12 protein-coding genes, 1 tRNA gene and 1 pseudogene are annotated in these 15,118 nt (G+C 74.9%); 4 read left to right on the top strand and 10 right to left on the bottom strand.

All coding sequences use genetic code 11. From position 1 onward, the window contains the following. The first annotated feature begins 52 nt into the window (after positions 1–52). Both RM572_RS23680 and RM572_RS23675 read left to right on the top strand, forming a co-directional pair. Complete coding sequence (locus RM572_RS23680) at positions 53–1,960, top strand: ABC transporter ATP-binding protein (protein WP_311675436.1); 1,908 nt, start codon at positions 53–55, stop codon at positions 1,958–1,960. 194 nt (positions 1,961–2,154) lie between these two features. Continuing rightward, complete coding sequence (locus tag RM572_RS23675; RefSeq protein WP_311675435.1) at positions 2,155–3,183, top strand: rod shape-determining protein; 1,029 nt, start codon at positions 2,155–2,157, stop codon at positions 3,181–3,183. A gap of 78 nt (positions 3,184–3,261) precedes the next feature. On the opposite strand, the gene RM572_RS23670 is transcribed toward RM572_RS23675, so the two are convergent. After that, positions 3,262–3,450: a hypothetical protein gene (locus tag RM572_RS23670; RefSeq protein ID WP_311675434.1), complete on the bottom strand. Its 189-nt coding sequence runs from the start codon at positions 3,448–3,450 to the stop codon at positions 3,262–3,264. Positions 3,451–3,687: 237 nt separating this feature from the next. On the opposite strand from RM572_RS23670, the gene RM572_RS23665 reads away from it, so the two are divergent. After that, entirely contained in the window at positions 3,688–6,099 is a 2,412-nt protein-coding gene (locus tag RM572_RS23665; RefSeq protein ID WP_311675433.1) for a SpoIIE family protein phosphatase, read from the top strand. A 63-nt stretch (positions 6,100–6,162) separates the two neighbouring features. Here RM572_RS23665 and RM572_RS23660 read toward each other — a convergent pair whose 3' ends face one another. The 9 genes and pseudogenes from RM572_RS23660 to RM572_RS23620 all read right to left on the bottom strand — a co-directional run bounded on the left by RM572_RS23660 (position 6,163) and on the right by RM572_RS23620 (position 14,570). Next, positions 6,163–7,425, bottom strand: coding sequence for a lipase family protein (locus RM572_RS23660; RefSeq protein WP_311675432.1), 1,263 nt, complete (start codon positions 7,423–7,425; stop codon positions 6,163–6,165). 275 nt (positions 7,426–7,700) lie between these two features. Next, positions 7,701–9,058: pseudogene (locus tag RM572_RS23655) on the bottom strand (carbohydrate-binding protein). 174 nt (positions 9,059–9,232) lie between these two features. Then, positions 9,233–10,207 (bottom strand): LysR family transcriptional regulator, encoded by a 975-nt coding sequence (locus RM572_RS23650; protein WP_311675431.1) that lies wholly within the window; start codon positions 10,205–10,207, stop codon positions 9,233–9,235. Positions 10,208–10,277: 70 nt separating this feature from the next. Then, the gene (locus RM572_RS23645; RefSeq protein WP_311675484.1) at positions 10,278–11,225 is read right to left on the bottom strand and encodes a sulfite exporter TauE/SafE family protein; all 948 of its coding nucleotides are present in this window, start codon (positions 11,223–11,225) and stop codon (positions 10,278–10,280) included. A 176-nt stretch (positions 11,226–11,401) separates the two neighbouring features. Continuing rightward, positions 11,402–11,860, bottom strand: coding sequence for an RrF2 family transcriptional regulator (locus tag RM572_RS23640; RefSeq protein WP_136183018.1), 459 nt, complete (start codon positions 11,858–11,860; stop codon positions 11,402–11,404). A 58-nt stretch (positions 11,861–11,918) separates the two neighbouring features. After that, positions 11,919–12,725, bottom strand: coding sequence for a VOC family protein (locus RM572_RS23635; RefSeq protein ID WP_311675430.1), 807 nt, complete (start codon positions 12,723–12,725; stop codon positions 11,919–11,921). Positions 12,726–12,827: 102 nt separating this feature from the next. Continuing rightward, a complete protein-coding gene (locus tag RM572_RS23630; RefSeq protein ID WP_311675429.1) occupies positions 12,828–13,535 on the bottom strand; it encodes a hypothetical protein in 708 nt (235 codons plus the stop codon). Continuing rightward, positions 13,532–14,338: a MerR family transcriptional regulator gene (locus RM572_RS23625; RefSeq protein ID WP_311675428.1), complete on the bottom strand. Its 807-nt coding sequence runs from the start codon at positions 14,336–14,338 to the stop codon at positions 13,532–13,534. The genes RM572_RS23630 and RM572_RS23625 overlap by 4 nt, the downstream gene beginning before the upstream one ends. Positions 14,339–14,496: 158 nt before the next feature. Further along, a tRNA-Met gene (locus RM572_RS23620) sits at positions 14,497–14,570 on the bottom strand. Between the two features lie 73 nt (positions 14,571–14,643). On the opposite strand from RM572_RS23620, the gene RM572_RS23615 reads away from it, so the two are divergent. Beyond that, complete coding sequence (locus RM572_RS23615; RefSeq protein WP_311675427.1) at positions 14,644–15,075, top strand: DUF6153 family protein; 432 nt, start codon at positions 14,644–14,646, stop codon at positions 15,073–15,075. The last annotated feature ends 43 nt before the right edge of the window (positions 15,076–15,118 follow it).

Below are 15,118 nucleotides of genomic sequence, written 5' to 3'. Positions count from 1 at the left end.
TTCTAGCGTCGCAGTTGTCGCACCCGGCGAGACCTCACGGAGGACGAACGCGATGAGCATGGAGATCACCGCGTGGAGCGCTCTGCACCACGCCCGCAACGCCAAGGAGGGCGAGAACCCGTTCTCCCGGGAGACCCTCGGCCGCATCGTCCGCTTCGCCCGCCCCCACCACCGCCGCATCCTGTTCTTCCTGCTGCTCAGCAGCGTCGTCGCGGGCCTCGCGGTGGCCACCCCGCTGCTCGCCGGCCGGGTGGTCGACGCCATCGTGGGCGGCGCGTCGACCGGCATGGTGCTCGGCCTCGCGGCGCTGATCGCGGGCATCGCGCTCGCCGAGGCGGCGGCGGGCATCGCCACCCGTGCGCTGTCCGCCCGGATCGGTGAGGGCCTCATCCTCGACCTGCGCACCGCGGTCTACGACCACGTGCAGCGGATGCCCGTCGCCTTCTTCACCCGCACCCGCACCGGAGCCCTGGTCAGCCGGCTGAACAACGACGTGATCGGCGCACAACGCGCCTTCAGCGGCGCCCTCTCCGGCGTCGTCAGCAACCTCGTGACGCTGCTGCTCACGCTGGTCGTCATGCTGACGCTCTCCTGGCAGGTCACCCTGCTGGCGCTGGCCCTGCTGCCCGTGTTCGTGCTGCCCGCCCGCCGGATGGGCACCCGGCTCGCCGCCATGGAGCACGAGCGCGCGGCCCACAACTCCGCGATGAGCACCCGGATGACCGAACGCTTCTCCGCGCCCGGCGCCACACTGGTGAAGCTCTTCGGACGGCCCGCGGAGGAGTCCGACGAGTTCGCGGCCCGTGCGCGGCGGGTGCGGGACATCGGCGTGCGGACCGCGATGCTCCAGCACTACTTCATCACCGCGCTCACCCTCGTCTCGGCGCTCGCCCTCGCGCTCGTCTACGGCCTCGGCGGCTTCTACGCGCTGCGCGGCACGCTGGACCCCGGCTCGGTGGTCGCCCTCGCCCTGCTGCTCACCCGCCTCTACGCCCCGCTGACCGCACTGGCCAGCGCACGGGTGGAGGTGAGCAGCGCCGTGGTGAGCTTCCAGCGGGTCTTCGAGGTGCTCGACCTCCGGCCGCTGATCGCCGAGCGGCCCCGCCCCACAGCCGTCCCCGCGGGCGGCGTGTCGGTGGAGTTCGACGACGTCCGCTTCTCCTACCCCTCCGCCGACAAGGTCTCCCTGGCGTCGCTGGAGGAGGTCGCCACCCTGGACCGGCGCGGCGGCGAGGAGGTGCTGCACGGCGTCTCGTTCCGCGCGGAGCCCGGGCAGATGATCGCCCTGGTCGGCTCGTCCGGCGCCGGCAAGTCCACCGTCGCCCAGCTCGTGCCGCGGCTGTACGACACGGACAGCGGCGCCGTGCGGCTGGCCGGGACGGACGTGCGGGACCTGAGCGCCGAGTCGCTGCGCCGGACCCTCGGCATGGTCACCCAGGACGGCCACCTCTTCCACGACACCGTCCGCGCCAACCTGCTGCTGCCCCGGCCGGACGCCGACGACGAGGAACTGTGGGACGCGCTGCGCCGCGCCCGCCTGGACGGCCTGGTCGCGGCCCTGCCGGACGGCCTGGACACCGTCGTCGGCGAACGCGGCTACCGGCTCTCCGGCGGCGAACGCCAGCGGCTCACGATCGCCCGGCTGCTGCTCGCCCGGCCGCGCGTCGTCATCCTCGACGAGGCCACCGCGCACCTGGACTCCACCTCCGAGGCGGCCGTGCAGGAGGCGCTGGCCGAGGCGCTGGCGGACCGCACCTCGGTGGTCATCGCACACCGGCTGTCGACGGTCCGCGCGGCGGACCAGATCCTCGTGCTGGAGGAGGGCCGCATCGTGGAGCGCGGGACGCACGCCGAACTGCTGGACCTGGGCGGACGGTACGAGGAGCTGTACCGCACCCAGTTCAGCGAGCAGGCGGAGGAGGACACCTCCGGGGCGCTGGCCCGGGCCGCCCGCGACTGACCCGGCGTCAGCGCCGCGTGGCACAGGCGGAGTAGGCGGTGGAGGACCGGGCGGGACGCCCCGCAACCGGGCCTCGCCCGTCCGGACCATCCCAGCGGGCGGGACCGCCCGGACGCCCGCAGAGTGGTCGTGAGGGCCGCCGGGGTGGGCGGCCCGGGCCCGCCGACCACCCACCGGGAAGGACCCGATCCGCCGTGACCTTCAGCCTTGACCAGCTGCGCCGCTGCTCCGTGGCCGTCGACGTCGGTGCCGCCAGAACACGGGTGCACGTCAAGGATGCGGGGCTGCTCGTCGACGCCCCCTCCGTGGTCGCCGTCAACACCCTCTCCGGCGCGCTGATCGCGGTGGGCGCCTCGGCGGAACGGATGGAGGGGCGCACGCCGGAGCACATCCGGGTGGTCCGGCCGGTGGCGGGCGGCACGGTGAGCGACATCGAGATGGCCCAGCGGATGCTGCGCGCGATGATCGGCGGGAAGGTGCGCCGTGCCTGGCGGTTCCGGCCCACGCTGCGGGCGGCCGCCTGCGTGCCGCACGACGCGGGCCCGCTCGCCCGCCGCGCGGCCATCGAGACGCTGGCCGGCGTGGGCGCCCGTCGGGTCGAGCTGGTCGACGCGCCGACCGCTTCCGGCATCGGCTGCGGACTGCCGGTGGAGCAGCCCGAGGCCACCATGATCCTGGTCTGCGGGGCCACCACCACCCAGGTGGCCGTGCTGGCGCTGGGTGCGGTGGTGGCGGCGGCGACGGTGCCGATGGGCGGCGACACCATCCACACGGCCCTGGTCCAGCACCTGCGCAACGAGCACGAGATCGTGCTGCTCAACCAGTCCGTACGGCCGCTGCACCTGGCGCTGCACGGGGCGGCCTCCGGAGCGGCCGGGCCCACCGAGGTGCACGGCCGGGACGTGGTCACCGGCCTGTCCCGGACGGTGTGGATCGACCCGGGCGAGGTGCGCGCCACCATCCAGGCACCGCTGACCGGTCTGGTGGACGCGATCCGCTCGGTGCTGCACCGCTGCCCGCCGGACCTGGTCGCCGACCTCGCCGACCGGGGCATGGTGCTGGCCGGCGGGACCGCGCTGCTGCCCGGCCTGGACAGCCGGTTGCGGGCGAGCACCGGTATGGCGGTGCACGTCGCGGAGGATCCGGCGGGGTGCGCGGTACGGGGCCTGGCGGCGATGATCGAGGGCCGTGTCCGGCCCCTCGCCGCCGCCGCACGCGCCTGACGAGGCGCACGGCGCACGGGGAACCCGTGGCCGGACCGGAGGACGGATTGCCGGGCGCCCCGGGCGGCTGCCCGTTCGTCAGGAGCGAGGTGGCCGCGGCTGCGGCAGCGGAACGCGTGCCGGAACGTCGGACGGCGCGCTGAAGAGCGACGGCGGCGGATACGGCGGCACGCCCGGCTGCCTGCCGTGCCTGACGGCGGTCACCGCATCGATGCCGTAGGCCACTTCCCTGCACAGGCGGACGACGGTGGTCCAGGATGCGCGCATGGGGGATCGGTCTCCTGCTACCGGCCGGGGGACCCCGGCGACCAAGAGGGTGTACCGCCGATGGTGCCTCGCGCGGCGCCCGTGAGCCAGCGTTTTCCGCCTCTTCCGGGGAACGATTTTCGGCCGGTTCGCCCGCCGTCGGCCCGGCCCCGTCCCCACCGCCCCGGGAGTGCGGTCCGGCCCCTTCTGCCCCACCATGACAAGGGAGGCGAACGCTCCGGTGCCGAGGAGCCGCAGATGGCAGGCGACCCGATCACGTGGGGGCGCGACCATGCCCTCGTCCGGTTGCTGACCTGCGTGGACGCCCCGACGCTCCTGTCCGCCGCGATGGACGCCGCCCTTCCCGAGGACGCCCAGCGGGTCGGCGCGCTCTACCGTCAGCACGCCGACGGGCGGCTGACGTTGGACGCCTCCCTCGGTGTGAGCGAAGCCGCCCTCCGTGCGTACGCCACGATGACCGTCGGCTGGGACGTCCCCGTCGCGGAGGCGGTGCGCTCGCGGGTGCCGGTCTACTCGCCCGCCGCCGACTTCCCCCGCACCCTGGCGGAGCCGGCCGCACGGCTGCGGGGCGCCGGCGCCGACTACGTCTACGTCTCACTGCCGCTGCTCGCCGACGGCGACTGCCTGGGCGTCCTCGCCCTCCTGCTGCCCGCCGGGTTCGCCGCGATGGACGGGCACCGGGCGAGGCTGCGAGCCGTCGCCACCGTATGCGCGCACCGGCGGCAGCGGATCCTCGCGAGCGACGGCGACGACGGCGACGACGGCGACGACGGGGTCGGCGACGCGGGCGGCGACGGCAACCCGGGTGCCATCGGCGGGCCCTCGCCCGCGAGGTCGCGGGGCGCCTCCGTGGCGTCCGGCAGTGCGACGGAGCGGGAGCCTCCGGTGGCGCTGGCCACCGACCGGGGCCGGGTCTCGATGCTCGACCTGGCCATGGCGGGCGCGGGCATCGGCTCCTTCGACTGGGACTTCCCGAGCGGGCGGCTGGTCTGGGACGAGCGGCTGTGCCGGCTGTTCGGCATCGCACCGGACGCCTTCGACGGCCGGATCGAGACGTTCTTCGCCGCCGTGCTGCCCGAGGACCGCCGGGTGGTGGAGGAGGCCGTGGCGGAGAGCCGGACCACCGGCAGGTACCACGCCGTGTTCCGGATCGCCCGCCCCGACGGCTCGGTGCGCTGGATCGACGCGGAGAGCCGGGTGGTGTTCCTGCACGGCGGCGAGGCGCGGGGCATGACCGGCATCGCGCAGGACCGCACGGAGGAGATCGAGCGGGAGGAGGAACGGCGCACCCGCAGGGACTTCGTCCTCAACCTCACCCGCGGCCTGACGGCCGCCGTGACCACGGACGACGTGGTGCAGACCGTCATCCGGGAGGCGATGCCCACCCTCGGCGCCCGGTGGCTCGCGGTGTACCTGCGCCAGGAGCACGGCCCGGCGCGGCTGGTCGGCAGCACCGGGTTCGACGCGGCGGACGCACGGCGCATGGAACGGCTCGCCCGCCGCGTGCACCGCGACCCGCTGCTGGACGCGCTCCGCTCCGGAAACCCCATGTTCGTGGAGTCGCCCCGCGAGTGGACGCAACGCATGCCGGGCGAGCACTTCGCGCCGCCCGCCGGCCAGCAGGCGTGGGCGCTGCTGCCGATGACGTCGGCGGAGGGACTGGTGGGCGTCTGCACGCTCATCTACGACCGGCCGCGCTCCTTCACCTCGGACGACCGTACGGTGCTGACCGCCGCCGGAGGCATCCTCGGCCAGTCCATCGCCCGTGCCCGGCTGCACGACACCCGCCGCCGGTACCTGACGGAGCTGCAGCGCCTGCTGCTGCCGATGCGTCTGCCGCAGACGCCGGGACTGGAGGTCGCGGCGTGCTACCGGCCCGGCTCGGCGGGCCTGGAGGTGGGCGGCGACTGGTACGACGTGGTGCCCCGTTCGGAGGGCCGGGTCGCGGTGATCATCGGCGACGTGCAGGGGCACAGCGTCCAGGCGGCGGGCGTGATGGGCCAGTTGCGCACCTCGATGCGCGCCTACGCCTCCGAGGGTCACGGGCCCGCCGACCTGCTGGTGCGCGGCGGTCTGGCACTGGAGGAGCTGGACACCGACCGGTTCGCCACCTGCTGCGTCGCGGAGATCGACCCGCGCGACGGCGTGCTGCGCGTCGCCCGCGCGGGCCACCCGTACCCGCTGCTGCTGGAGGGGGACGGCCGGGTGCGGGAGCTGGAGGTGCCGGGAGGGGTGCCGCTGGGCACCTTCGAGGAGCGCGACTACCCCGTGACGGAGACCGCGTTGCCGCCTGGCGGCGCCCTCCTGCTGTACACGGACGGCCTGGTGGAACGCCGCGGCGGCGACTACGCGGACGGGGTGGCCGCGCTCTGCGAACGTCTGGCCTGGTGGGGCGGTACGGCAGGGTCCGCGCCGGGCGCGCCGGGCGCGCCGGGCGGACGGGAAGGACCGGAAGGACCGGAAGGGGCCGGCGGCGGCCTGGAGGCGGCGGTGCAGCGGATCGCCGAACCCGCCGCGTCCCGGCCGCTGCACGACGACATCGCGGCCGTGCTCGTACGGCTCACGGCCGCGCCCGGGCCGGCCGCGGCGACCGCGGCGCGGAGCGCTGCGGACACGACGGGCCCGACGGGCGCGGACGTGTGCGGATGACGGGCGTGCGCCGCGAGGGCCGGGCCGGGCGACGGCGCGTCGCCCGGCCTCCCTCACCGCGCGCTACAGGCGGCTGCAGCTGGACGGCGCCGGACGGCCGTCGAACCGCCCCTCCAGCCAGCCGAACACCGTCGGGAACCCGGCGACCGCGCCCCCCAGGTGGGTCGGCCCGAGGTTGGAGACGAACCGCACGTCCTCCGCTCCCGCCGCGCACCAGTCGGCGGCCATCTCCCGGCCGACCCGGTACGGGATCACGTCGTCCAGCAGGCTGTGCGTCACCAGTGTCGGCACCTGCGGGGCGCGGGTGCCGTCGCCGATCTCCTGTTCCGCGACGACGGAGGCGAACGGCTCCTCGTCCAGGTAGTCGGTCAGCGGCCGGCCGTCCTCGGTGAGGGTGCTGGACCGGGTGAAGGCCATGCGCAGCACGGCCTCCTCGGTGCAGTACTCCTGCGCCCTGGCGACGAACCGCTCGCCGTCCTCGTCCAGGTACGGGCCCAGGTCGAGGTCGTAGCCGGCGGACAGGCCCGCGACGGCGTAGCCGAGGAAGCCCGCGTACAGCGAACCGTCCAGCTGGTCGGCCACGGGGGCGAGGTCGGCGGGGACGGCTCCGGCGGCCACGCCCTCGAGGTCCAGCTCGGGGGCGTAGCTGTGGGCGAGTTCGGCCGCGGCGGCGGCCGCGCCGCCGCCCTGCGAGTATCCGGTGATCGCCACGGGGCCGTCGTCCGGCAGCTTCGCCTCCGGGAGCCGCTGCGCGGCGCGGACGACGTCCAGGACGGCGTTGCCGGACACCTCGCGGTTGACGTAGGTGTGCACGCCCGGGGTGCCGAGGCCCGCATAGTCGGTCATGGCGATCGCGTACCCGCGGGCGAGCAGGCCCTTGGCGAACAGGCCCTCGTACTCGGTGCCGCCGGCCAGTCGGCGGGACGGCGCGCAGTGGTCGCCGAGCCCCTGGGTGCCGGGGGCGTAGCCGATGACGGGCCGTTCGCCCTCGCCGGTCCAGGGCGTCTTCGGGGTGATGACGGTGCCGGTGACGGCGATCGCCTCGCCGTTCCCGTCGGTCGAGCGGTACATCACGCGGTTCACGACGGCGTCGACCTTCAGCACCTTGAGCGGGTCGAGGTAGAAGACCGACGGCTCGGAGCGGACGACGTCGCCGTTGTGCGCGGGGAGGGTGGCAGGGGGCTCGTAGAACGGCGGCCGGTTCTCCTCGGCGGCCGCCGCGGGTGCGGAGACCAGACCGAGGGAGGCGGCCGTCGCGGCGGTGAGCAGCACGGTCAGAACTCTTCGGGGCAGGCGGCTGCCGCCCCGCAGCAGGCGGGACTTCACGGGCGACTCCTCACGGGAGCGTCGGGGGTGCCGTGGGGTGGGGGTCGGGCACTGGGGGGGATTACCGACAGTAACTTACGCTTGAGTAAGTTATCCGGAGGATGCTGGGCGTGTCGCAGCCCTGTCAATACTCGCGAGTAGGTTTCTTCGTGGCCGCCCCCGTCCGCCCTCCGGCCCGCCCGCACCCGCACCCCGTACACGGGGATGCCCTCCTCCGGCCCACGAGACCGGAGGAGGGCATCCACGGGGAGCCGCGGAGCCGCGGAGCACACGCCTCAGACGCGCTGCCAGAGCGCCGGTACGTTCGGCGGCTCCCATCCGGTGTGCGCCTGGTGGCCCTGGAGGCACCGGTAGGTCGCCCCGCCGTAGGTCACGGTGTCACCGGCCTGGTAGACGGTGCCGGCCGCCCACGTGCCGCCCGGATCACCGGGGCCCCCCGGGTCTCCGGGGTCGCCCGAACCGCCGGTGTACAGGGTGAGTCCGTACGTCTGGAGCGCCTCGTTCACCGGCTGGAAGTAGGTCGTCCCGCCGGAGGAGCAGTTGCCGGAGCCCCCGGAGGTCATGCCCTGCGCCTGGGTGCCGGCGATGAACGACCCGCCGGAGTCACCGGGTTCGGCGCAGACGGTGGTGCGGGTCACCCCGGACACCGTGCCCTGCGGATAGGTGACGCTGGTGTTGAGCTGCTGGACCTGCCGCAGTGCCAGCCGGTCGTGGAACCGGAGCGGCACACCGCCGAACCGGGCTGCGCCACGGTCGAACCGGTCACCGCGCGGTCCTGTACGCGGCCGTAGCCGTTCACCCGGGCCGTGGGGGTCCAGTTGCCGTTCGCCGCCACCCAGGCGTGATCGTTGCCGGGGAAGCTGGACCCCTGGAAGGTGCCCTGGGCCACGCGGTTGAAGCCGGAGGTGCTGGTGCCGGTCCTGCCGCAGTGCCCGGCGGTGGCGAACCCTGCCTGCCCGCCGCGCGTGACGGCGAAGCCCACGGAGCAGCGCCCGCTGCTGCCCATGTAGTACGCGTCCCCGCCCCGCAGGTCGTAGTACGGGCGCGGCTGCTCGTCGGAACGCCGCACGGTCACCGCGTCCCGGTCCGCCCCGGCGGCGCGGACGAACTCCCCTGCCCGCGAGGGGTCGGAGCTGAGCAGCACGACCTGGTTGTGACGGGTGTCCACGTACCAGACCGGCGAGTGGCGGGGTGCACGGCGCTCGGCCGCCCGGTCCAGCTCCGCCTTGGCGGCGTCGAGTTCGGCGAGGCTGTGCTCGACCACCTCGGCGCGGGCGCCGCGGGCGGTTATCTCCGCCGCCTCGCCGCGGTCGGTGGTGGCCACGGTGAGTGTGGCGCCGGTCCTGCCGGTCACCCAGCTGCCTGCGAAGCTGTCGCCGAGCGCGAGCCGCAGCTCGCCCGCGGTGGCGCCCGCCTCGTACTGGTTGACCAGCGCCTCCCGGGCCTGGGAGGCGGTGAGTCCGAGGTCGCGCTGCATCGCGGCCAGCAGGGACGGCGGCACGTCGTCGGCGGTGGCCGCGGAGTAGGCCGCGGTGCGCGCGTCCGGCTGCGCCGCGGCGGACGGTCCGGCGAGACCGAGGCCGCCGACGGCGAGCACGGCCGCGCAGACGCCCAGGGCACGTCTGTGGAGCATGGGATTCTCCTTGGGGTCGGGGGTGCCCGCCCAATCTGGCACCGCGCCCGCCCTCCCGGGAGCTGTCATCCCGCCCCTCCCCCGGTGCTATGTCCCGGGCCCGCCGACGGTCCGCTCGTGTCCGCCCCGGCCGCCGCGAGGCCCCGACGAACGCTCCGGCGACACCACCGGGACTCAGGCCGCGGCCGGTGAACCGTCCGCGAACTCCGGGTGCGCCTCGCGCCACCGCCGGTACGTGGTGCTGCCGGCGACCGCGCCCCGGTGCGCGGCGCGGGCGGCGGCGGCGACCTCGGCGGCGCGCCGTGCGGCCGGCGCACCCTCGTGCCAGCCGAGCAGGTGCCGCCAGCGCAGCGGCGCCCCGGCCAGCGGGCGGGTCACCATGCCGGGCGTCGTGGGGAAGGTCGCGCGGCACAGTCCCACCGCTCGCCCCACCTGCACCAGGTGCACGCAGGACGCGGTGTCCGTCTCGTACACCCGCGCCGGGGTGAATCCCGCCCGCGCACAGGCGGCGGCGAAACAGTCGGCGAAGCAGCCGTCCCCCGGCACGTCCGTCCACGCCTCACCGGCGAGTTCGGACAGGGCGACCTCCTCCCGGGCGGCCTGCGGGTGGTCGTTCGCGAGCATCACGAACACCGGATCGACGCCCACCTCCCGCCACACGAGCCGGTCCGCGAGCGGCGCCGGGCTCTCCCCGCACGCACCCACGAGGGCGAAGTCCAGGCGGCCCCGCACGACCGACTCGGCGATCTCGCCCTCCGACCAGGACGTGCAGGTGCTCACCGGCGCGTCCGGGCGGACGGTGGCGAGCCGGTCCACCAGGCCGCCGAGCAGCGGCCCGTGGGTACCGCCGAGCCGGAAGCGGTCGGTGCCGGCGTCCCGTCCCTGGGCGAGGCGCACCGCCTCCTCCTGCAGATCGCGCACCGTGGGAAGCAGGAAGGCGGCCCGCGCCACGACGAGTTCGCCGAGGGGCGTGGGCCGGACGCCCGACCTGCCGCGTTCGAACAGCGGGCCGCCCAGCAGCCGCTCGATGCGCTTGAGCTGGGTGCTCAGGGCCGGCTGGGCGAGCCCGAGCCGGGTCGCCGCGCCGGTGAGGCTCCCCGCCTCGGCGATGGCGCGGACCACCTTGAGATGCCGCAGCTCCAGGTCCATACCAGGACAGCTTGGTGCGGGGAGGCCGTCTCGGCAAGACGCGTGCGGCGGTCCCGGCCACGGGCCGGGCTCAGGCGGAGGGAACCGCCCGCTGCTGCTCGTGCTCCTCCGCACCCTCGGCCACGCGACTGCGCGCCACCTCGATCTCCCGGGCGCGGGTGCGCCGGTGGGCGCGGACCGCGTACGTCAGCGCGGCGGCCCAGACCGCGAACAGCGCGGCGTACACGGCGGTCGTCGCCGTACCGCCCAGGGTGACCAGGTCGCCGTCGAGCAGCGTCCGGACGTTGGTGACGATGATGAGGCCGCCGACGCCGGAGCCGAGGACCCGCGGCGGCACGTGCCGTACGAGCCAGGCGGCGAACGGCGCGGCGACCGCGCCGCCGACCAGCAGGGCCGCCGCCCAGCCGAGGTTGACCCCCTCGGTGCCCAGGCCGACGAGGAACCCGGCGCTCGCCGCGACGGTCACCACGAACTCGCTGGTGCTGATCGAGCCGATGACCTTGCGCGGTTCCAGCCGGCCGCTGGCCAGGATGGTGGAGTTGGCGACCGGCCCCCACCCGCCGCCGCCGGTGGCGTCGACGAACCCGGCCACCAGACCCAGCGGCGACAGGAAACGGTTCCGCAGCGGCTTGCCGAGATTGCCGGTCGGGAGGCCGGCGAGGGTGAACCGGGTCAGCACGTAGAGGCCGAGAACGATGAGGATGACCGCCATCACCGGCTTGGCGATCTGGGTGGAGAGCCCGCTGAGCACGGTGGCACCGGCGAACGCGCCGACCGCGCCGGGGACGCCGACCTTGGCGACCAGCCGCCAGTCGACGTTGCGGAAGCGCCAGTGCGCCAGGCCGGACGCGAGCGTGGTCCCGATCTCGGCCAGGTGCACGGTGGCCGAGGCGGCGGCCGGATTGGTGCCGGCGGCGAGCAGGAGCGTCGTCGAGGTGACGCCGTAGGCCATGCCCAGGCTCCCGTCGACCAGCTGTGCCCCCAGGCCGGCCAGCGCCAGCACGATCAGCGTGCGCATCTCCACCCCACTCACTCGACCGCGGGAATCGTCCGGGAGCGCCGCCCCCTCGTTTCCCTAGTTTCCCTACTGGTTTTACAGGAATAGAGTCCACGAGAACACGACGCCGCGCAAGCGCGGTCTCGAAGGGTGAGAACGCCGCAGTTCAGAGCATGATCATCGAGAGCACCGCAGTACTACGGGTTCGTCCAGGCGTCCGGATCCTCGGCCAGCGCGTGCACGCGACGGGGCAGCCGCGCGGCGGCGACGTCGGCGAGCGAGACCTCGCCCAGGATCTGCCGCACGTTGGCCCGGACCGCGATCCACAGCGGCAGCAGCGATTCCGCCGGGCCGGTGTAGGAGAGCTCCGGGGGCCGGGCACCGCGCACGGACACCAGCGGCCCCTCGACGACGCGGATCACGTCCGCGATGGTGATGTTCTCGGCGGGCGCGGCCAGCCGGTAACCGCCGTTGCCTCCGCGCTGGCTGACCACCAGTCCACCGCGCCGCATGTCGCCGAGGATGCCCTCGAGGAACTTGTGCGGAATGCCCTGCGCCTGGGCGAGCGCCTCGGCCTTCACCGGACCGGCGTCCCCCGCCGCCGCGAGTTCGAGCGCGGCCCGCACCGCGTAGTCCGCCTTGGCCGAGATCCGCATGCGCCCATTATCGTGCACGCCTCGGACCGGCCGGGCGCAGGCCCCGCCGGACGCGGCGTCAGCCCTCCATCGGCGCGGGCTTGAGGACGACGAACTCGGCGCCGTTCTGGTCGGTGCAGACCGCCATCCGGCCGACGCCCTCCGCGTCCTCCGGGCCCATCAGCAGGTCGCCGCCGTGCTGCCGCACCCGCGCCACGGTGGCGTCGCAGTCGTCCGTGCCGAAGACGGGGTGCCAGTAGGCCTTGCCGCCGGTCTGCGGAAGCTGGTCGGCGGGCATCTGCATCAGCCCGCCGTGCATCCGTTCGGCCTCCTTCCCGGCCGGGGTGATCAGCGTGTACGTCATGCTGTCGTCGCCCGGCATCGGCATGTCCTCGTACTGCCAGCCGAACAGCCCGCGGTAGAAGTCCTTCGCACCTCCGGCGTCCGGGGTGTACAACTCGATCCAGCCGAGCGACCCCGTGTCGTCCACGCGCTCCAGACCGCTGCTCTCGGCCCCCTGCTGCCAGACCGCGAACTGGCCCCCCTGCGGGTCGGTGAGCTGCGCCATCGTGCCCCACGGACCGGCGTCCATCGGCTCGCCGCGCAACGCGCCGCCCGCGCTCTCCACCTGCTGGGCGACGGCCTTGGCATCGTCGGTGCGGAAGTAGACCATCCACGCCGAGCGGGCGCCCTCCTCGGTGAGCTTTCCGACGGCGCCCACCGTGCTGCCGTCCTTGCGGAACGCGCCGTAGCCCTCCGCGTCGGGCCCGAAGGACTGGTACTCCCAGTCGAAGACCCCGCTGTAGAAGGAGGCCGCCGCGTCGACGTCCGGCGCCCCCAGGTCCAGCCAGCACGGTGATCCGTTCACGAAGTCGGTGGTGATCATGGGGAGCCCCTCTGTCCTCCGGTCGCAGCACCTCTGCTCTCTCAGCGTCCCACCACCCACCGACACCCGCCGCTCGGCGCGCCCCGCAGGGGCTGTCGGCGGCTACCGCTTCGCCTCGGGCTCGCGCGGGGCGAGGGCGGCCACGAGCGGCCCCGGCTCGTCCGCGTGGAACCGCAGCGTCCGCGCCCGGGCCGTGCGCCCCAGCGGCCGCCGGAACGCGACCGGCTCGGCGAGCCGCACGGTCACCGTCGTGGAGGACCCGACGATCAGGTCCACCGCGTCGTCCGCGCCCAGGTGCAGCAGCGATCCGGTGGGGTACCGCCGGTCCACACGGGCCGAGACGATCAGGTGCGCCGGCACGGTGACGTCGACCAGCGCCCCGTACCGCACCCGCAGCGAACCGTCGGCACCGACGACGTGCGGCCGCACCACGCAGGAGGCGTGCAGTCCGACCACGAAGAACACCCCCCAGACATCGACCACCAGCAGCACCGCGTGCACCAGCGGCCACGGGATCAGGAACGCCAGAGCGACCGTCTCCACCACGGACACGAAGAGCAGCCCCCACGCCATGGCCGCCTGCGCCCCGGCATAGGCGACCGCCGTGTCCCCCGGCCCGACGCCCTGCGGCCGCCGTGCGACCCAGCGCAGCAGGGAGGCCCACAGCAGCAGCTCGTGCCACAGCAACCGGCGCAGCGGCACGGGCACCGCGGCCCGTACGGCTCCGGCCACGGAGGCGAGGGCGCGACCGGACCGCGACGCGACCACCGCCGCGAGGGCGCCGGGCGTCCGCTTCACCGCCCGGCTCATCCGGCACGCTCCTGCATCAGCCGCATCGCCCGCCGCACCGCCTCCGCCTGGGCGGGCGCGAAGTCCGCGAACAGCGCGTCCGCGAAAGCGTCGTCGTCCGCGCTGCGCGTCGCCTCACGTACGCCGCGGCCCATCGTCGCGGCCACCTCCTCGGGCACCGCGTCGACCACGGCCCGGGCCACGGCGTCGATCCGTTCGTCGTCCACGTCCGCCTCCGCCAGTTCGTCCAGCCGGGCGTACACGTCGTACGCACGGCGCATCGCATCCGGATCGGAGCCGAGAGCCTGGAGCATGCCGGTGAGCCAGCCGTGCGTCTCGGCCGCCTGCGCCGAGCCCTCCAGCAGGGCGAGCAACTCCCGTTCCCGGGCCGCCATCTCGGGCTCGGGACCGGGCAGCCGGGCGGAGGTGCGGGCCATCCGGCGGAACACCTCCGTCAGTTCGGGCGACACCGGGCCCTCGGCGGGGATGCCCTCGCCGTCCGCCGCCTGGGCCAGCAGCTCCGCGAGGCGCGCCCGCCGCTGCCGGACCGCCTCCTCCTGCCGTGCGAGGTCGGCGTCGAGTTCGGTGAGGATGTCCCGCAGGTCCCGGCCCGCTTCGTCGGCGAGGACGTCCCGTACCTCGTCGAGGCTGAGCCCCAGTTCCGTCAGCCGCCGCACCCGGACCAGGACCGCGGCGTCGCGCAGCCCGTACGCGCGGTAGCCGTTGGCACGGCGGGCGGGCTCGGGCAGCAGCCCGATCCGGTGGTAGTGCCGCACGGCGCGGGTGCTGACCCCGGCGAGTGCGGCGAGTTCTCCGATCCGCATGCGGCCAGTAGAAACGTTGACGTCGCGACAAGGTCAACCCGGCGCACGGGCGCGCGGCGGTGGGCGGAACGGTCGCGGAAAGGGCACGCGGGTCGGCCTGGCTTCCGCATGCCGACAGCACGAAGGCCCGGCAGAATCTGCCGGGCCTTCGCCTTCAGTAGCGGGGACAGGATTTGAACCTGCGACCTCTGGGTTATGAGCCCAGCGAGCTACCGAGCTGCTCCACCCCGCGTCGGTGATCCCTACTGTACGGCATGCCCCGCCCATCCACGAAATCCGTTCCCGGCACCCGTACGATGACCGCCATGACAGGGCGGCAGCGGCGTTCGGCACGGCACGGTCGGGCACGAGCCCTGCCGGTGCTGGTGCTCGTGCTGCTGGCCGGTGTGCTGGCCATGCACGGCCTGGGGCCGACCCCGGCCCCCACGGCCGACCGGGGGCACGGCCACCACGCCGCCGCTCCGGTGACGGCGCCCGCGTCCGCGTCCGCGCACGGCCGGGCCTCCGCGCCGTGCGGGCACGCCGCGCTCACCGAGGGCGGCCACGACGGCCACCTCCGGCACGCGGACGCCACCTGTGCAGCCGCCGGTGTGGCCGGCGCACCCGCCCTGCCGGACCTCCCGCGGTCCGCCGGGACCCCGGTCGCGGACACCGCGCCCGCTCTCCCGGGCCACACCGACACCCGGGGCACCCGCGCCCCGCCGTCCCTCAGCGCCCTGCAACTCCTGCGCATATAGGCGCGCCCGGCCGCGACGCCACCCCGGCGCGCCTATATGCGCA

Origin of the sequence: Streptomyces hazeniae, assembly GCF_031845485.1 — a bacterium.
In the GTDB taxonomy this organism is placed as follows: Bacteria; Actinomycetota; Actinomycetes; order Streptomycetales; family Streptomycetaceae; genus Streptomyces; species Streptomyces hazeniae.
The sequence above is the reverse complement of the archived record's forward strand: the minus strand, read 5'-3'. Positions and strand labels throughout refer to the sequence as shown.